At 43.0% G+C, this 17,102-nt stretch carries 19 protein-coding genes and 1 tRNA gene; 16 read left to right on the top strand and 4 right to left on the bottom strand.

Going from position 1 to position 17,102, the window contains the following annotated elements:
* From EXT47_RS11265 to EXT47_RS11255, 3 genes are all read left to right on the top strand, one after another.
* Nucleotides 1-654, top strand: a complete 654-nt coding sequence (locus EXT47_RS11265) for a FlgO family outer membrane protein (protein WP_010369309.1) — start codon at nt 1-3, stop codon at nt 652-654.
* Between the two features lie 10 nt (nt 655-664).
* Nucleotides 665-1,306 carry a FlgO family outer membrane protein gene (locus EXT47_RS11260; RefSeq protein ID WP_226898993.1) on the top strand — a complete coding sequence of 214 codons (642 nt, stop codon included), beginning with the start codon at nt 665-667 and terminating at the stop codon, nt 1,304-1,306.
* 332 nt (nt 1,307-1,638) lie between these two features.
* Nucleotides 1,639-1,713: transfer RNA gene (locus EXT47_RS11255), tRNA-Arg, on the top strand.
* A gap of 110 nt (nt 1,714-1,823) precedes the next feature.
* On the opposite strand, the gene EXT47_RS11250 is transcribed toward EXT47_RS11255, so the two are convergent.
* The gene (locus EXT47_RS11250) at nt 1,824-3,020 is read right to left on the bottom strand and encodes a flagellar assembly protein T N-terminal domain-containing protein (RefSeq protein WP_130126601.1); all 1,197 of its coding nucleotides are present in this window, start codon (nt 3,018-3,020) and stop codon (nt 1,824-1,826) included.
* A gap of 205 nt (nt 3,021-3,225) precedes the next feature.
* Here EXT47_RS11250 and EXT47_RS11245 point away from each other — a divergent pair, with 205 nt between their 5' ends.
* Nucleotides 3,226-3,702, top strand: a complete 477-nt coding sequence (locus EXT47_RS11245; protein ID WP_039492591.1) for an LPP20 family lipoprotein — start codon at nt 3,226-3,228, stop codon at nt 3,700-3,702.
* Between the two features lie 74 nt (nt 3,703-3,776).
* On the opposite strand, the gene flgN is transcribed toward EXT47_RS11245, so the two are convergent.
* The 3 genes from flgN to flgA all read right to left on the bottom strand — a co-directional run bounded on the left by flgN (nt 3,777) and on the right by flgA (nt 5,301).
* Nucleotides 3,777-4,205, bottom strand: coding sequence for a flagellar protein FlgN (gene flgN / locus EXT47_RS11240; protein WP_045961738.1), 429 nt, complete (start codon nt 4,203-4,205; stop codon nt 3,777-3,779).
* Nucleotides 4,198-4,521 (bottom strand): flagellar biosynthesis anti-sigma factor FlgM, encoded by a 324-nt coding sequence (gene flgM, locus EXT47_RS11235; RefSeq protein WP_010369298.1) that lies wholly within the window; start codon nt 4,519-4,521, stop codon nt 4,198-4,200. Before flgM ends, flgN begins: the two co-directional genes overlap by 8 nt.
* 72 nt (nt 4,522-4,593) lie before the next feature.
* Nucleotides 4,594-5,301, bottom strand: coding sequence for a flagellar basal body P-ring formation chaperone FlgA (gene flgA / locus EXT47_RS11230; protein WP_069018739.1), 708 nt, complete (start codon nt 5,299-5,301; stop codon nt 4,594-4,596).
* 140 nt (nt 5,302-5,441) lie between these two features.
* Here flgA and EXT47_RS11225 point away from each other — a divergent pair, with 140 nt between their 5' ends.
* The 12 genes from EXT47_RS11225 (at nt 5,442) to flgK (ending at nt 17,101) form a co-directional block, all read left to right on the top strand.
* Nucleotides 5,442-6,374: a chemotaxis protein CheV gene (locus EXT47_RS11225; protein ID WP_010606301.1), complete on the top strand. Its 933-nt coding sequence runs from the start codon at nt 5,442-5,444 to the stop codon at nt 6,372-6,374.
* A 15-nt stretch (nt 6,375-6,389) separates the two neighbouring features.
* On the top strand, nt 6,390-7,223 hold the full coding sequence (locus EXT47_RS11220; RefSeq protein ID WP_010369291.1) for a protein-glutamate O-methyltransferase CheR: 834 nt from the start codon (nt 6,390-6,392) through the stop codon (nt 7,221-7,223).
* Between the two features lie 280 nt (nt 7,224-7,503).
* Nucleotides 7,504-7,914: a flagellar basal body rod protein FlgB gene (flgB, locus tag EXT47_RS11215; RefSeq protein WP_130126600.1), complete on the top strand. Its 411-nt coding sequence runs from the start codon at nt 7,504-7,506 to the stop codon at nt 7,912-7,914.
* 2 nt (nt 7,915-7,916) lie between these two features.
* Nucleotides 7,917-8,348, top strand: coding sequence for a flagellar basal body rod protein FlgC (gene flgC / locus EXT47_RS11210; protein ID WP_010369286.1), 432 nt, complete (start codon nt 7,917-7,919; stop codon nt 8,346-8,348).
* A 17-nt stretch (nt 8,349-8,365) separates the two neighbouring features.
* Complete coding sequence (locus EXT47_RS11205) at nt 8,366-9,049, top strand: flagellar hook assembly protein FlgD (protein WP_010606303.1); 684 nt, start codon at nt 8,366-8,368, stop codon at nt 9,047-9,049.
* A gap of 41 nt (nt 9,050-9,090) precedes the next feature.
* Nucleotides 9,091-10,491 (top strand): flagellar hook protein FlgE, encoded by a 1,401-nt coding sequence (flgE, locus tag EXT47_RS11200; RefSeq protein ID WP_039492582.1) that lies wholly within the window; start codon nt 9,091-9,093, stop codon nt 10,489-10,491.
* Nucleotides 10,492-10,614: 123 nt separating this feature from the next.
* A complete protein-coding gene (locus EXT47_RS11195; protein WP_039492580.1) occupies nt 10,615-11,379 on the top strand; it encodes a flagellar basal body rod protein FlgF in 765 nt (254 codons plus the stop codon).
* Nucleotides 11,380-11,395: 16 nt separating this feature from the next.
* Nucleotides 11,396-12,184 (top strand): flagellar basal-body rod protein FlgG, encoded by a 789-nt coding sequence (flgG, locus tag EXT47_RS11190; protein WP_039492578.1) that lies wholly within the window; start codon nt 11,396-11,398, stop codon nt 12,182-12,184.
* Nucleotides 12,185-12,200: 16 nt separating this feature from the next.
* Nucleotides 12,201-12,884, top strand: coding sequence for a flagellar basal body L-ring protein FlgH (gene flgH, locus EXT47_RS11185; RefSeq protein ID WP_010369278.1), 684 nt, complete (start codon nt 12,201-12,203; stop codon nt 12,882-12,884).
* 19 nt (nt 12,885-12,903) lie between these two features.
* Complete coding sequence (locus EXT47_RS11180) at nt 12,904-14,004, top strand: flagellar basal body P-ring protein FlgI (RefSeq protein WP_010606307.1); 1,101 nt, start codon at nt 12,904-12,906, stop codon at nt 14,002-14,004.
* Between the two features lie 108 nt (nt 14,005-14,112).
* On the top strand, nt 14,113-15,087 hold the full coding sequence (gene flgJ / locus EXT47_RS11175) for a flagellar assembly peptidoglycan hydrolase FlgJ (RefSeq protein ID WP_039492576.1): 975 nt from the start codon (nt 14,113-14,115) through the stop codon (nt 15,085-15,087).
* Nucleotide 15,088: 1 nt separating this feature from the next.
* Nucleotides 15,089-17,101, top strand: a complete 2,013-nt coding sequence (flgK, locus tag EXT47_RS11170) for a flagellar hook-associated protein FlgK (protein ID WP_039492574.1) — start codon at nt 15,089-15,091, stop codon at nt 17,099-17,101.
* The last annotated feature ends 1 nt before the right edge of the window (nt 17,102 follow it).

Here is a 17,102-nt window from a genome sequence, read left to right as displayed (position 1 = left end):
ATGAAAAAAGTATTAAGTTTGGTTTTGCCGCTTTCATTGATGGTTGGCTGTGCTCAGAGTCACTTTTTTGCGGTGGATAATGCTCAGGCTGAGCCCGTGCGTAATGGCTTTGAGAAATCTTCGATGTATCAAAGTAACCCAAACGGTATGAAACAATTCTCTGTTTCTCAGCAAATGGCTGGTAAGAATGTCACTCACTATGTTCAAAGCATTATGCAAGACATGGTAGCAAACTTGAAACACGTGAATGAGAAAACACCGGTAGCAGTGACAAGCTTTGTATTTTTAGATAAAGAATTTGATAAAGGTTCCTTGCTAGGTAATCAGTTGGCTGAAAGTTTTATCCATGAGCTTCATGCGTTTGGGATCCCTGTTGTGGACTTTAAAACAACAGACTATATCCGGGTGACACCTGAAGGCGATTTTATTTTTAGCCGTGACTTTTTAGAGCTATCTGACGACCATCCTTTTTTGTACGTGCTAGGTGGTACTTTGGTGAATCATCAGGGTGGAGTTATGGTTAATGCCAGAGTGGTTGGGCTTAGAAGTAAAAGTGTCGTGGGTTCTGCTCAAGGCTTTTTACCGCAAAACGTAGTTAACGCCCTACAAGATGGTGCGGCATACGATGGCATTCGTATAGAGCGTGCGAACTAATTCGGAGGCGATGATGAAAAATGTAGTGCTATTCGCGACGACACTCGCATTACTCGGTGGCTGCGAAATGACAAAACAGACTGCTCCTGAATCTACAGAAACGCAGCAATCCGATATGGAAATATTATATGCCATGATGGAAGAGCAAGAGCGCAATGAAGATTCACACGCCGTGGTATCGCAAGATATTGGCTTCATTAGCTATCGTCATCGCAAAGAAATTGCTAACTACGCCAATCAAATTGCGTTGGAACTGTCAGATACTGTGTTAGGGCAAAAGCCTGAATCGATAGCGGTAGCCAGTTTTGTCAACTTTAATGAATCATTAAGGGATACAAACCAGCTAGGAAACCAATTGGCTGAGTCTTTGATGCATCAAATGCAAAAGCTGGGTTATCAAGCATTAGACTTTAAAGCATTGGGGAAAATTGAAGTGACATCCAGTGGTGATTTGACTTTTTCGCGTAACGCAAGCCGCTTGAAAAACATGCAATCTCCCAGCCATTTGCTGACAGGTACTATGGTTTACCGTCCACGAGGCGTGGAGGTAAATGCAAGATTGTTAGAGTTTAACACTAACTTAGTGATCGCAAGCACGGTGGTGACCATCCCGTATTTTATCCTTGATGATCAGGCAACCGCTTCAAGGTAGTACTTCAAATAGCGTTTTTTAAAAGAAATACCGTTTAGGTTTTATTAAACGAAGAACTATCCTACTTCTTATTCACACCTCAAGCGAAGTAACTGATAGCGCAGTAGTGGGTCTTAACTGCTGCGTATTCACCTACTGAACCACCTCATTTATTACCGCGAATAAATTGACTATTAATCTTTAAAAGTTCATTAAGATCAGTATACTAAAGCGAAGTCACTGAGATGCAGTACAACAGAGAATCGACAACTCCAGACTTTCATGGGTATTAAGTACCGCAGATCCCGCTAGTGAAGGTCAAAAAAGGCGATTGTTATCTGACTTTAGAGATTGTCCCCATAGTTTAATGGATAAAACAAGGCCCTCCTAAGGCTTAGATGTAGGTTCGATTCCTACTGGGGACGCCATTGGTATCATTTTTGCGTGGAATGACCAAAGTAAATGGGTGATGGAAGCATGATGCAGAGGGTGTAAAGTCATCGAAAATCTTGCCTTTTGCTACAGGAAGGCTCAGCACTTACAGTTCAAACTCATTTTCATTTTCTATTTGAATTTCAACCAAATCATTAATTTGTACATTGTGAAGTGGGCGATTGCTGATATTTACTGCAATGGCGTTTTGCGCATTCACTTGGATCACTTGCAGTTTATTGATGGTTTTAATTTGATGCATAAACACTTTACCATCGACATTAGTCAGCGGATTGCTATGCGCTACGTTAAGGATCTGGCCATTCTCTAAGCCATGCATACGGCCTAAATTAATTACGACTTGTTCATCATCGATATGTAGGATTTTGCCATTGGTTGGTAAGCAGGCGACCGCTGCGTTTAAATCAGTTGCGATTTGTGTCAGCGTGGTTTGGATCTCATCAGCATAATCTGTCTGCCAAAAGCGCTCACTGTACACATCGATTAATCTGGTTTTCTTAAACGGCCATACGCCTTGAGTGGCATATTGTTTTTGCCACACCCTTTCATGAGAAAGTGCATCAAACAGCGCAAAGTCTACCTTGAAGCTTCTTAAGTATTTATCGCTTTGCCAAAATGCGAGGTCACTATTAAGTTTATCGACACTAGCAATATCAGTAATTTGACTCAGTAGTACAAATTGGCTGTTGGTATTTGCTGTAATGGTCTCGATTAGCTGCTCATTATAATCAAAACGTTGACTGAAAAAGCGGCTAACATCTATGGTCTGTGCAAAATAGGGAACGGGTTCTAAGCTCGACTTTTGTTCGGTCATTGTTTGATATAGGCGCTCGCTCACGGCTTTATTTATGTCAAAAATTTGACCTAAAGTTGCTTGATGTTTATTTTTTAGCTGGCTTTGTGTGACTGCAACCTGTTTATTGTAAGCACTGGTTGGGCACTGAGTACTTTGTGGGGTAATATCGATATGCAATGTTACTTGCCATGAGTCACCGACTTTTGCTTCAGCAATCACGTTGGCGCTCTGGATTTCAGCATTTGAGCGGATCTTAAGTTGATCTTGGGTGAGCACACCATCGGTGACGGTTTGTACACTACTCACAGAAGCACCAGAAAACAGCAATGCTTGTGTGATGGCGTCGTTTACGGCCTTTCTTTTGGCTTTTTGATGATCGCCATTTTTAACGTCAGCCATGCCGGTCACTTCAAACCATTCGGCATAAGCTGGATTAGTTAAGGTGATGCACAACAGTGATAGACTGATCGTGAATTGCTTTTTCATGTTTAAATGCCCAGATCAAAAACTACTCTTTAACTCAGCAATACCTGTGCCAAATTTTGGCAAGGTTCGTGCATAATCATAGATCATGAAAGTTAATTTTTATTTATTGCCAATACTCGATGAAACCACAACAACCCTTGCGAGACCACGATGCTGGGGAAGTGTTAAATTTTGATTGGTATTTATTGTAGCGGAGTGTGGTGAAATGCGTATCACTAATTCTATCAGTGCAGTTGTTATGGTTTGTTCGCTAGCGGGACTCAGTGGCTGTTCAAGCCTCGTTGACAAGCACATTGAATATGAAACGGTGCAACCGGAAACCTTTCCTGTTTTACGGGCAGTGGGGTACGCGCCTTTGAGTGCTCAGCCGGGTAAAACTGCGGGTGAGAAGCAGCTGATGGCCATTAAAGTCTCAAAATTAGAAGCCTATCGAGAATTGGCTGAGCAACTGTATGGCCAGAATTTGACATCCACTATTACGGTAAAAGGTGCTATTGCCCAAAACGACGGCCTTAAGAGCCAAGTAAATGGACTCGTACGAGGAGCTAAGGTGCTGAAAAGTTACGCTGTTGGTGATACTTACGCTACGGAATTAGAGCTTGATATGAAACGCGTTTATGATTTGTATATTACTCAAGTCAAGCCGCAGAAAATTAAGAAGATATCTTACAGCTTTAAGTAAGCACCCATCGCATGTTGCTTACTTAATGCGCTTCACTTCGGTTGTTCTTCAAAACTAAAATATGGCTGGCGTGGCTACGCCTTTAGATTACGTACTAACTCACTGTCGCTACTTTTCACACTACCATCCTGACCATATGTAATCGAAGTTGGTGCGCCAATTAAGATCCCTTTTAGTTCACGTGTGCTTACATTGGCCTGATGAGCCGTTTTAGCATTGATTTCATTTTTGGTTTGGCACTCACTGAGTAATGCTCGCACTTTAGCGACGAGCGGGGCTACTTCATTGTGTTCAAAGACGTGAGACTCAGTTTTTGACAATTCATTGTCGAGCTTTTGCAGTTTTGAAATGAGAGTTAGCTTTTCACGAGCGATTTCTTTTAAATTGTCGCCACGTCGGGACGCAAGCTCGTCAAGCTCACGCGCTAGAAGCTGGGTCATCGCTTCTAGCGTCGAGATTTGTTCTGAAAGTTTGTGGTGGCAAAGCCGAACCAAATCATCCATATATTTCGAACTCAAATGCAGCTATGTTTTTGGCGAGTTTTTCCGCGTCAACTTGATACTTGCCTTCTGCTATCGCTTTTTTCAGTTCTTCGACTTTCTTGTCGTCAAAGCCTGATGATTGCTGCGCTTTTTCGTTGACTGTTTTCAGCTGTTGCGCTTGTGGAGTCAGACTGACTGAATCCGCCGCTGCTTTCGGTGTAGCTGGTGATTTAACTGATGCGCTATTGGCATCATTTCTTTGCAATTCAGCTTTCTGTTGCTTAACATTATTAGCAACGGATGTAGACTGATTCTGACCGTTAACTTGATTAACCATGATTGTAGACCCAATAAAATTATACTCTCAGCCTTGTTATCGGCGTTTAGTAGTATTACTTTAGCAAATTTTTTATAAATTCACCTCTACTGTTTCCACTTCTATTACTCTAGCACGTAAGGTTTTGCCAGAGCGAGAGTTTTTAATATTAATAAGTTCACCACGGTTGCCATCTTGCTGTGCTTCTCCTTGAGTTTTGATCACGAGTCCACCTGATTTAGCAATAATCGTCACAGTATCGCCTTTGCAGACCATGCAAATATGGGCTTGGGTAAAGGCTTGGCCCTCTCTTATATTACGTTTGCTGCGACTGCCTATTAGTATTGACTTATCTTCTATATAAGAAACTCTGCGAAAACGTTTTGGCTGATACTCTATTTTTACATCTTCATCTTGAATAACACGGCCTTTTTCTAACATGGTTGCACTAACTAATATGGGGAAGAGGTGATCGATACGTACGTGGACGTATTGAGTCCAGCTGAGGGTATCGTTGCATCTAATTTGAACTGTCACTTGAGTATCAAAAGGTGGAGCCATCGCTGTACTATATTGCAATGGCGATTGACAATCCCGTGCTGGAATTCTTGAATCAAGTGGTATAGCAGTCAGTGACAGCTGACTATCGGGATCTTGCTCTACATTCGGTTCAACAAATTCTATTGCGTTTTGTTCTAAAGTTTTGTTGTCATATTGCTGACAATAACCATAGTCAACGCCTATAAAATAAGCGAACAAACAAAAAAACTGAATGTAATGGGTTTTTTTTAACAAACTCATGATGTTTCGACTATGCTTATGGGGTGAAACAAGGTATAAAGATTCTGCTTTAATAACTGCACCTAATCAAGGGTGGTAAACCATATCAGAGTCGAAGCAAAGATCGTTCCGATTAGCGGTTTATACAGTAGGAGATTGAAATGGCAGGTATTTTAGACTCGGTTAACCAACGTACACAGCTGGTTGGACAAAACCGTCTCGAGCTATTACTTTTTCGACTTCAAGGTCGACAGCGCTTCGGCATTAATGTTTTCAAAGTCCGAGAAGTGCTTCAATGTCCAGCATTGACAAGCATGCCCAAGTCAAACCCGCTTATCCGAGGGGTTGCTCATATTCGAGGCCAAACTATATCCGTAATTGATATGTCACTTGCGGTAGGTGGACCTCCTATTCAAGATATTCGTAACTGTTTTATTGTGATTGCAGAATACAACCGTTCAGTTCAAGGTTTTCTAGTCAGTGCAGTAGAACGCATTGTGAATATGAACTGGGAAAAAATAATGCCCCCGCCATCTGGGGCTGGTCGTTATTCCTATTTGACAGCGGTTACAGAAATTGAAAACGAGCTAGTTGAAATATTAGACGTAGAAAAGATCCTCAATGAAATTTGCCCAATCAACACAGAAGTCAGTGCTGACATTGTATCTGATGGTGAAATGCAAAAAGATTTAGGCGAACGTATTGTCTTTATCGCTGATGACTCCGCAGTTGCTCGTAATCAGGTCAAACGCGCATTGGAGCCATTAGGTGTTCAGACTGAACTTGCGAAGAACGGCAAAGAAGCACTCATTAGGCTTCGTGAAATTGCGGAAATGGACTGTCAAAATAATGTCACTGAGCGAGTAGGGCTATTAATTTCTGACGTTGAAATGCCAGAAATGGATGGTTATACGCTAACGGCTGAAATAAAAGCTGATCCAAAATTAGCGCCATTGCATGTGATACTCCATACTTCACTGAGTGGTGTATTTAATCAGGCCATGATTGAGAAAGTTGGCGCTGATGATTTTATTGCTAAGTTTAACCCAGATGAATTAGCTTCAGCGGTTAAAAAATGGGTTCATTGTGATTAAAGCTGGTGGTAGCACTTGGAAAATAAGCATTTAGAGCAAAAAGAGTACGACCAATTTAGAACCTTTTTGGAGCAACAGTGCGGTATTGTACTGGGTGATAATAAATTGTACTTGGTCAAAAGCCGACTCGCTCCTCTGATGGCTCGCTTTGGTGTGGAAACACTTTCGTCCTTAGTAGCTAAAACACTCAGTCCCCATGAGCGGCAATTGCGTGCCGCTGTGGTGGACGCGATGACAACGAATGAAACACTTTGGTTTAGGGATACTTATCCGTTCGAGCTAATTAAATCGAAAATCTTACCAGAGTTTAAAGACTTGAGACGTCCAGTTAAGATTTGGTCGGCGGCAAGTTCATCAGGACAAGAGCCATATTCAATCGCGATGTCTGCGAGTGAGTATGTGAGTAAAAGCCCTGGCGCGCTAAAAATGGGTGTACAGATAGTCGGTACAGACATTTCTAACACCATGCTGGATATGTGTAAGAATGCTGAATATGACGCGCTAGCGTTGGCGCGAGGGTTGTCGCCTGAGCGTAGAAAGAAGTTCTTTATGGATAGTGGCAATGGAATGGCTAAGGTTGTTGAACCGATCCGTAAAATGGTCAGTTTTAGACATTTAAACCTGCTAGATTCTTATGCATTGATGGGTAAGTTTGATGTAATTTTCTGCCGTAACGTCCTGATATACTTTTCACCGGAAGTGAAAGCCAAAATCATTTCGCAATTTGCTCAGTCGTTAAATCCTAATGGTTATTTGTTTTTAGGTGCGTCAGAATCGATGGCGGGTTTAAGTGACGACTTTAATATGATCCGTTGTAATCCTGGTATTATCTATCAGAAAAAGACTTAATATTCACATATAGCGGCAGGGACGTTCGCTATAATTAGGTATTGAATATTTGTACTCAGTCGCAGTTCCAGTGTCTACACTAATTAACCTTGGATTTTCTAAGTTCAACCGCTGACTCTTCAGACGCTTCCTCTTATTTATTTCACTCATCAATATTGGCTCAAGTTTAATTATTCCAAAAACACGATGTAAAACATTGAAATTTAATGAATAAATCTTGTTTTAAAACTGGCCTAAAGATTGCTTTGTCATACCTGAGTCAATTTTTTGGAGTCAGATAATGGCAATTAGTTTCGATAAAGCGTTGGGTATACATCAGCATACGATGCTGCTGCGCTCGCAGCGCGCTGAAATTCTAGCAAGCAATATCGCAAACGCAGACACTCCAGGATACAAAGCTAAAGATATTGACTTTGCTAGTGCTTTAAAAGCGGCAAAGACAATGCAAAGAAGCGGCAATGATATGGTTAGAACAGATGCAAAACACCTTAGTGGTGGTACCAAAATGAGTAATTCATCTGAGCTATATCGTTCGCCAAATCAAGCAGATACAGGTGATGGTAACTCAGTTGATATACAAGTGGAACGAAACTTGTATGTACAGAATGCATTAGAGTACCAAGCCAGTTTGCAATTTCTTGGTGGTAAGTTCAGTAGCCTTAAAAAGGCACTCGGCGGGCAAGGGGCATAACAATGAGTCTATATAACGTTTTCGATATTGCGGGTTCAGGAATGAGCGCACAGAATGTGCGACTTAATACCACCGCAAGTAATATCTCAAACGCAAACTCAGTGAGCTCTAGTCAGGATACTGTGTATCGCGCTAGACACCCTGTATTTGCCGCTGAACTTTCCAAAGCTGCAGCTTCCCAGAACAATGTTGCGGGATCTTCAGTTGGAGTAAAAGTCTTAGGTGTGGTTGAAAGCGACAAGCCGCTTCAAGTTGAGTACAACCCAAACCACCCAAGTGCTGACGCAAATGGCTACATTTATAAACCGAATGTGAATGTGGTAGAGGAGATGGCAAACATGATTTCTGCTTCTCGCTCTTACCAAACCAATGTTCAAGTTGCAGACGCTGCAAAGCAAATGCTTAGTAAAACATTGCAACTAGGCCAGCGCTAAATTGGGAGTAACAGCTGATGAGTAATAATGTAAATGCCACTTCTTCAACGGGTGTAGATTCACTCTACTGGGATAGGCAAAAACAGGCCGAGGAGAAAAAGCCCAGAGATGAGCTATCGCAAGAAGATTTCTTCTCGCTGCTTACTCAACAGCTCTCTTTCCAAGATCCAAGTAAGCCTGCGGACAACGATCAGATGATCGCGCAGATGACCAGTTTTACCATGGCTGAGGGGATCTCGAAGCTAAATGAGAATTTTGACTCGTTAGCTGCATCAATGACTTCTAACTCAGCGCTTCAAGCATCAACGCTGATTGGTAAAAAAGCATTACTCGAATCAACGACGTTAGAACATGGTGATGATGCACTTACAAAGGGCTCGGTGATTGTCCAAGAGCCTGTGCAGAATTTATCTGTGGGTATTTATGACGAATCTGGAGCGATTGTTAAGACGCTTGAGTTTGGTGAGCAAAGTGTAGGCGCTGTGCGTTTTGAGTGGGATGGTAAGAATAAAGATGGCGAGATGATGCCCCCTGGGGAATACACCATAAAAGCCGAAGGCATGATTGAAGGTGAATATCAGACTTTACCTTCGGCCACATTTAGAAATATTGACAGTGTTAATGTTAATGGTGCTAACGGCATCGTCATTAATACCAAAGAAGGCGCGGTGCGCTTAACTGATATTGCTGAAATAGCATAGTAGTTTTAAAGAATTAACCTTAAGAACTTAGAGGTGAGAGTATGAGTTTCAATATAGCACTGACAGGTATTGCCGCCGCGCAAAAAGACTTGGACGTAACAGCAAATAACATTGCTAACGTGAACACGACGGGTTTTAAAGAATCTCGCGCAGAATTTGCTGATGTTTACGCGTCTTCGGTTTTTAGCTCTGGCAAAACGAAAAATGGTGATGGTGTACAAACTACTATGGTAGCGCAGCAGTTTCACCAAGGGTCATTAAAGTTCACGCAGAACTCGCTAGACTTGGCGATTGAGGGCGAAGGCTATTTTGCCATGTCAAATTCTCTTCAATCACAGGATTTTACGTATTCTCGAGCTGGTGCATTTAAATTAAATAAAGACAACTTTATCGTGAATGCAAAAGGTGACTACTTGCAAGGCTTCCCTGTTGATCCATCAACAGGTGATACAACGTCTTTGAGTCTAAGCACAACATCGCCAATTCAAATTCCAGATGCATCAGGGTCTCCTCGAGCAACATCGCAAATTTATACATCATTTAATCTAGATGCAACGGCGCAGCCACCTACGATTGCATTCGATCCTACGCAAAGTGCATCGTATAACTCAAGAACGGCAATTACGGTATATGACTCACTGGGTGAATCACATACACTGCAGCTATTCTTCAGAAAAACGGCGGATAATGAATGGTCAACTTACGCAACAATGGACGATAAGCCATTTAACCACAATGCGCAGCAAATTGACCCAACCGCCACACCACCTGTGCCATACACTCCAGTAAGCGTATTTCGTTTTGACGCAAGTGGTATTCCTTCACAAACGGCGGATGATCCATCAGCTTCACCACTGACATTTAGTAACAATACGGGTACGACGTTTAACCCGCTTAGTCTTGCAGGTCCTCAAGATGCGGTCGATCCAACTATTGGTATGTCAAACTTGTTAGAAAACGGCGCAACCTTCCCGAATGATATTGTTGTTAACTGGCGTGATGAAGCAAACACGGCTCAGAAGTTACCGACACAATATTCATCAGGTCGATTTGAAGTGAAAGCTCTGGAACAAGACGGTGCAACCGTAGGTCGACTAGCTGGTATTGATATTGGTACTGATGGCAAAGTAGTAGCTTCATACACTAACGGTGACTCGACTTTCCTAGGGCAAGTCGCGCTCGTACGCTTCCCGAATTCTCAAGGCCTCCAAGCGATTGGTAATACTGAGTGGAAGAAAAGTCTATCTTCCGGTGAGCCCCTAGCAGGCGAGCCAAACACAGGTACGCTTGGTGGTATTAGTTCATCGGCGTTAGAGCAATCGAACGTCAACCTCACAAACGAGTTAGTTGACCTTATCAGTGCCCAGCGTAACTTTCAAGCGAACTCTCGAGCGCTTGAGGTTAACTCAACATTACAACAAAATATATTACAGATCCGATAATATATTATGCCCTCCAAAGGCTGCTACAAAGGCAGCCTTTTTTATGCCCGTCAAAAACATCTCATCACTTTGGCACTGTGTTTGCATTAACTAGATTAAGTTTGAATTTTATAGGTCATCGTCATGGATAAAATGGTGTATATCGCAATGTCAGGCGCTAAGCAGAGCTTACGCGGTGTGGCACTTAAAGCGAATAACCTTGCTAATGCCAACACGACTGGCTTCAAAGCAGATTTTGCTCAAGCGCGTTCAATGCAGGCATTCGGAGAAGGATTACCCTCTCGGGTTTTTGCTATGCAAGAACGTCCAGGTACTAATATGACCGGTGGTGCAATCGTTGAAACTGGCCGTGAGCTTGATATTGCTGTAGATGATAAGTCGTGGATCAGTGTAGTTGATGCATCGGGCGAAGAAGCTTACACCAAAGTCGGCACGCTAAACATTCGTAATGACGGTGCGTTAGTTACAGCTCACGGGCGTCAACTTATTGGCGAAGGTGGACCTATTGTCTTACCTATCCCCGTTGATAAAGTGGTGTTTAGTGACGATGGCTCTATTCAAGTGCGTCCACAAGGTGCCCCCGCTAACTTTCTTGAGGTGGTTGATAGGCTGAAAATTATTGAAGCAGATAATAGTAAGCTACAAAAAGGCAATGACGGCCTGTTTAGACCAAGAGAAGATAAGTTAGAAGATGGGATCTGTGGTTTTTGTGAAATATCTCCAACTGCAAAGGTAATGAGTGGCTTCTTAGAGATGTCCAACGTCAATCCCGTTCATGAGATGGTGGATATGATCAACCATCAAAGACAATTTGAAATGCAAATTAAGCTGATGAAAACAGCTGAAGAAATAGATGAGCGACACACTTCGCTCCTACGCATAGTTTAAGAGTGAGGTAGAGATTATGAATCCAGCATTGTGGATAAGTAAAACAGGCTTAGATGCTCAGCAAACTGATATTTCAGTTATTTCGAACAACTTGGCGAACGCCAGTACCGTCGGCTACAAAAAGAGTCGGGCGATATTCGAAGACTTGCTGTATCAAAACATCAATCAACCAGGTGGCCGCAGCTCTCAGGATACAGAACTACCATCAGGCTTAATGCTTGGTGCAGGTGCCAAAGTGGTCGCTAACCAAAAGAATTTTTCTCAAGGTAATATGTTAAGTACCGAAAACTCTTTGGATTGGATGATCCAAGGTCCGGGCTTTTTTGAGATTCAGATGCCAGATGGCACAACTGCGTATTCAAGAAACGGTCAGTTCACGACGGATGAAGAGGGACGGATAGTTACTTCTGGTGCGGGTTTTCCTGTGTTACCAGAGATGAATGTGCCCGACGATGCACAGTCAATCACTATTTCTCAAGATGGCGAAGTATCAGTGCGCGTTGCAGGGCAAGCTGAAAACGTTGTCATTGGGCAATTGACGATCAGTGACTTTATTAATCCATCAGGTCTTGAACCAATTGGTCAAAACCTGTACACAGAAACTGCGGTAAGTGGTGCACCTGTACAAGGTAACCCAAGCGTTGAAGGGTTAGGTAAAGTAGTTCAAGGCGCACTTGAGACGTCAAACGTTAATGTGACCGAAGAGCTTGTAAATCTAATCGAGACACAACGCGTGTATGAGATGAACTCAAAAGTGATTTCAACGGTAGATCAGATGCTGAGCTACATTAATCAACAGTTGTAATTGGGTAGGGGGTATTATGCGTGCATTATATTTAGCCATCGTAACGGTCGCTGCATTATCTGGATGTAGTACAACACAAAATAAAAATGTGGTGCGTGACGATCCGTATTATGCACCTATCTATCCCGAGGATAATCAAGCCCAAATGGTGGCAACAGGGTCATTGTTTAATACGCAGTTTTCCAATGATCTTTATGCTGACAAAAAAGCGTTAAGAGTCGGTGATATTATTACCATTGTACTCAGAGAAACGACCCAGGCGACCAAAGCTGCGAATTCTCAACTTGATAAATCTAGTGACGCTAGTCTTGATCCGATTATTGGCCTTGGTGGCAATGCCATCAATATTGGTAAGGAAGCGATACAATTTGGAGCAAGTTCAAGCTCTTCATTCTCTGGTGATTCTCAAGCCAATCAGTCAAATAGCCTATTTGGTAATATATCGGTCAATGTCACCCGAGTACTTCCAAACGGCAATTTAGTGATCCGTGGTGAAAAGTGGTTAACGCTCAATACTGGCGAAGAGTTTATTCGCTTAGAAGGGTTAGTAAGGCCTCAGGATGTGACCGCAGATAACACCGTTGAATCCAATCGAGTGGCAAACGCTAGAATTCAATATTCAGGTAAAGGCGACCAACAAGAAGTGCAAAGTGCAGGTTGGTTAACGAGTTTCTTTATGAGCGCGCTGATGCCGTTTTAAGGTGCTGAAAATGAACAATATGCTTAAGAATATTTTGCTTATCGGTGCGGCCATTACGTTGGTTGGTTTTTCTTCTTTGGCATCTGCTGAGCGAGTTAAAGATGTCAGTATGGTTGAAGGTGTTCGTTCAAACCAACTGGTTGGTTACGGCCTAGTTGTGGGCTTACCTGGTACCGGTGAGCAAACCAGATTTACCGAGCAAAGCTTTAAAGCGATGTTGAATAGCTTTGGGATCACGATGCCAGCAAGCTTAAAGCCAAAAATTAAAAATGTCGCGGCTGTTGCGGTTCATGCTGACTTACCACCTTTTGTTAAACCCGGTCAAACCATTGACGTTACTGTGTCATCTATTGGTAGTGCTGGTAGTTTACGAGGCGGCACGTTACTTCAGACCTTTCTTAAAGGGGTTGATGGTAACGTATATGCAATTGCGCAAGGTAGCTTGATTGTCGGTGGTTTGGGCGCTGATGGCGCCGACGGGAGTCGAGTTGTGATCAATACCCCGACAGTAGGTCGGGTGGCAAACGGCGCGACAGTGGAGCGAGCAGTACCAAGTCCGTTTACTCAGGGTGATTACATTACCTTTAACTTGAATAGGCCGGATTTTACTACCGCAAAGCGCTTGGCCGACACTATCAATGGTCTTGTTGGACCAAACAGTGCTAAACCTATGGATGCAGCTTCAGTTCGAGTAATTGCACCAAGAGATCCGTCTCAGCGCGTTGCGTATCTATCTACGCTTGAGAATCTTGAATTCAAACCAGCGGATACCGCTGCGAAGATCATCGTTAACTCGCGCACAGGTACTATCGTTATCGGCAAAAATGTCAAGTTGCAGCCTGCGGCAATTACTCATGGCGGTCTTACCGTAACGATTGCTGAGCAACAAAATGTGTCTCAACCTAATGCGCTGGCAAATGGCGAAACAACAGTGACGCAGCAAAGTATTATCGACGTAAATCAGGACGACTCTCGAGCGTTTGTGTTTGACCCAGGCGTGAGCCTTGATGATTTGGTTAGGGCAATTAACCAAGTTGGCGCAGCGCCTGGTGATTTAATGGCGATCCTTGAAGCGCTAAAAGAAGCGGGCGCAATAAATGGTCAATTAGTCGTCATTTGATGTTCTATTATTAATCAACTAGTTAGCCTCACAATTGTGGGGCTTTTTTTTGGCTCGGATTTTGCATTTCTATTTGTATAGTTATTAACGTCAAACAGTGCTGAGTGTATGAACACCGACCAATTGAAAAATCAAAGCTTTTTTGACCTAGGAAACCTTGATTCGATCCGTAAAGAGGCGCTGAAAGGTGCTGGCGATCAAGGTGCCTCAGATCAGGCATTGAAAAAGGCGGCACAACAGTTTGAGTCTATCTTTACGCAAATGTTGTTACAAAGCATGCGTAAAGCGAATGAGGCGCTAGAGGATAAAGACAGTCCATTTAACTCTAGTGGTGTCAAATTTTTTGAAGAAATGCATGATCAGCAACTTTCGATGCATTTATCTGAGCAGGGCAGCTTAGGACTTGCAGATCTGATTGTGCAGCAGTTGTCTCCTAATTCTGAAAAGTATAAGCCTGCCTCAGTAATGAGAGCTGACGGCGATATTTCCTTTAAAAGACAGGCGACAGCGAGTGAGAGTGTACGTAAACCTGAACCGCAGGCTGTCAATGTTAAGGCAGATACCTCAAGCGATGAACAAACAGGCTTTGGTTCTCCTGAGGAATTCGTCGACAAAATTTGGGAATACGCTCAAACAGCTGCGAAAAAGTTAGGCTTGAACCCTGCGGTAATGGTTGCACAAGCTGCACTGGAAACCGGTTGGGGTAAGCACATCATCAGCAAAAAAGATGGTAGTAGCAGTTTTAATCTATTCAATATCAAAGCGGATAGCCGCTGGAGTGGTGAAAGTGCCAGAAAATCGACACTTGAATTTGAGCAAGGGTTACCGGTGCAAAAGCAAGCCGATTTCCGTGCTTATAAGTCGCTAGAACAAAGCTTTGATGATTATGTCAGTTTCCTAAAAGGTAATCCGAGATACGAGCAAGCCTTAAACAAGGCTGGTGATAGTCATGCTTATTTAAGTGAGCTTCAAAATGCAGGCTACGCGACCGATCCGAATTATGCCAACAAAATTAAGTCAGTTTTAAAGCGTATTGATGTATCCGATTTCTTATCCGGTGCGCTAACAAAGGGAGTCAGATGAGATGTCATTTGATCTATTAAATATTGGTGCAGCAGGGGTTAGGGCTAACTCTGAGTTACTACAAACCACCAGTAAAAACATCGCTAACCTAAATACCAAAGGGTATATCCGTGAACGGACTGAACACGGAACAATGATAGGTGGCATGGTTGGCCGCGGTGAAACCGTGCGTTTGCTCAACCAATTTGCGCAGCAGCAATTAAATCGTGATATTTCTAATCAGTCTTACTATGAGCAGTTTGTCACTGAGGCAAGCCGCGTTGATACGTTGTTTGCACAAGACTCAAACAGTCTGAGCAAGAGCATCAACTCTATGTTTAACAATTTACAAAGCGCGATTAACTTACCTTCATCGACAACTAACCGCTCTTTATTTATGACGGGCGCTCAAGGCCTTGTTGATCAAATGGATAGACTGTCAGGTATTGTTGTTGATCAAAACAGTATTGTGAACGAGCAATTGGATATTTTCTCAGAAGAAGCCAACAATCTTGTGCAAAAAATCAGCGAATTAAATAAACAAGTAGCGAGTAAATCAGCACTCAATCTGAACAATGTCGATCACAGTGTACTTAACGAGCGAGATCAAGCTATCAAGGAGCTCGCTGAACTTGTAGATATAGAAACACTCGATGGTGAAAATGGCGAGAAGCTCGTATTTTTAGGCACTGGGGATGCACTTGTGATGCAAGGTGGAGCCTTCAATTTATTCGCGATGAAAGGCAATCCAGATCCTAATCATAAAGAACTAATCCTAGACATTAAAGATAAAAATGTTGTGCAGCTCGAGTTAGATAGCGGCAGCTTGAAAGGCAAAATCGGTGGGTTACTGGCGTTTAGAGATGAAGTGTTGATCCCGGCACAAAACCAACTAGGTCAAATTGGCCTCGCATTGGCAGATGCTTTTAATCAGCAAAATAGATTGGGAATGGACTTAGATGGCAACATAGGTGGAGATATATTTAAAATACCTACCGTGGGTGGCTTTGCTTACAGCGAAAATACAGGCACCGCAGCGCTTACGGCAACCCTTGAGCCAGGGCGCGGCAATGAGTTGCCAGCTACCGATTTCCAAGTTACTTATACCAGTGCAACAACCGTTGAAATAACAGCTGTAGATGCCAAAGGCAATCCTATCGGTACTCCGACGACTGGTAATATTGCAGGTGGAGTCATCACGGGAACGGGCGATTATTTTGGCTTACAAATGAACGTAACGGGTAGTGGTGCAACAGGTGATAGATTTCTTGTGAAATTAAATCAACAGGCTGCAACTGGCTTGGAGCTTGCAACTCAAAGACCAGAAGCACTCGCATTAGCGTCGCCAATTCGTACTGAAAAATCAGCAGACAATAATGGTACGGCGACCATTTCAGCCGGAGTCGTCACTGATACCGATCCCACGACCAGTGCGTTTACTGCGGGAACGCCGCCAACGTTGAATGATGGTCCTTATACTTTGACTAAAACAGCCAATGCTAACGAATATACGTTAACCAGTAATTCAGGTACAACGCATACCTTTACGGCTCCTGCGGATGGCAAAGATATTCTTTCTGGAGTGGGAGCTGCGCCTGCACCTTTTGATAATCTTGGCTTCACTTTCGATATTGAGGGTACGCCGAATACCGGTGATAGTTTTGAGATTAGTTTTAACACTGGTGGCTTTGATGACAACCGTAATGGTGCAGCGCTCGATGGTCTGAAATCATCGGATTTAGTTAGACAAAATGTAGAGTCTACAGGTAGTACAGAAAGCCATAAAACCTTTAATGAAGCATATGCCGATATTGTCACTGGTGTAGGGGTTATTACCAATCAAGCGAAAACCAATGGCGCGGCATTTGAAGCGTTAGCCAATCAGTCAAGCGCATGGTTTGAGTCTCTTTCGGGCGTGAACCTAGATGAAGAGGCGGCTAACTTGTTACGTTTCCAACAGTCTTACTCGGCTTCGGCGCAAGTCATTTCGGCAGCAAGAACTGTGTTCGATACCTTATTAAGTGCAGCGAGGTAAT

Origin of the sequence: Pseudoalteromonas sp. CO342X (assembly GCF_004208915.1) — a bacterium.
Taxonomy (GTDB): Bacteria; Pseudomonadota; Gammaproteobacteria; order Enterobacterales; family Alteromonadaceae; genus Pseudoalteromonas; species Pseudoalteromonas maricaloris.
This window is presented reverse-complemented; position numbering and strand designations above follow the sequence as displayed.

Coding starts and splice junctions, on each gene's coding strand:
- EXT47_RS11180 (WP_010606307.1), top strand. CDS start 12,904: ATGCTTAAGAATATTTTGCTTATCGGTGCGGCCATTACGTTGGTTGGT.
- flgH (WP_010369278.1), top strand. CDS start 12,201: ATGCGTGCATTATATTTAGCCATCGTAACGGTCGCTGCATTATCTGGA.
- flgJ (WP_039492576.1), top strand. CDS start 14,113: ATGAACACCGACCAATTGAAAAATCAAAGCTTTTTTGACCTAGGAAAC.
- EXT47_RS11205 (WP_010606303.1), top strand. CDS start 8,366: ATGAGTAATAATGTAAATGCCACTTCTTCAACGGGTGTAGATTCACTC.
- EXT47_RS11265 (WP_010369309.1), top strand. CDS start 1: ATGAAAAAAGTATTAAGTTTGGTTTTGCCGCTTTCATTGATGGTTGGC.
- EXT47_RS11195 (WP_039492580.1), top strand. CDS start 10,615: ATGGATAAAATGGTGTATATCGCAATGTCAGGCGCTAAGCAGAGCTTA.
- flgK (WP_039492574.1), top strand. CDS start 15,089: ATGTCATTTGATCTATTAAATATTGGTGCAGCAGGGGTTAGGGCTAAC.
- flgE (WP_039492582.1), top strand. CDS start 9,091: ATGAGTTTCAATATAGCACTGACAGGTATTGCCGCCGCGCAAAAAGAC.
- flgM (WP_010369298.1), bottom strand. CDS start 4,521: ATGGTTAATCAAGTTAACGGTCAGAATCAGTCTACATCCGTTGCTAAT.
- EXT47_RS11260 (WP_226898993.1), top strand. CDS start 665: ATGATGAAAAATGTAGTGCTATTCGCGACGACACTCGCATTACTCGGT.
- EXT47_RS11245 (WP_039492591.1), top strand. CDS start 3,226: ATGCGTATCACTAATTCTATCAGTGCAGTTGTTATGGTTTGTTCGCTA.
- flgN (WP_045961738.1), bottom strand. CDS start 4,205: ATGGATGATTTGGTTCGGCTTTGCCACCACAAACTTTCAGAACAAATC.
- flgA (WP_069018739.1), bottom strand. CDS start 5,301: ATGAGTTTGTTAAAAAAAACCCATTACATTCAGTTTTTTTGTTTGTTC.
- EXT47_RS11250 (WP_130126601.1), bottom strand. CDS start 3,020: ATGAAAAAGCAATTCACGATCAGTCTATCACTGTTGTGCATCACCTTA.
- flgB (WP_130126600.1), top strand. CDS start 7,504: ATGGCAATTAGTTTCGATAAAGCGTTGGGTATACATCAGCATACGATG.
- flgC (WP_010369286.1), top strand. CDS start 7,917: ATGAGTCTATATAACGTTTTCGATATTGCGGGTTCAGGAATGAGCGCA.
- flgG (WP_039492578.1), top strand. CDS start 11,396: ATGAATCCAGCATTGTGGATAAGTAAAACAGGCTTAGATGCTCAGCAA.
- EXT47_RS11225 (WP_010606301.1), top strand. CDS start 5,442: ATGGCAGGTATTTTAGACTCGGTTAACCAACGTACACAGCTGGTTGGA.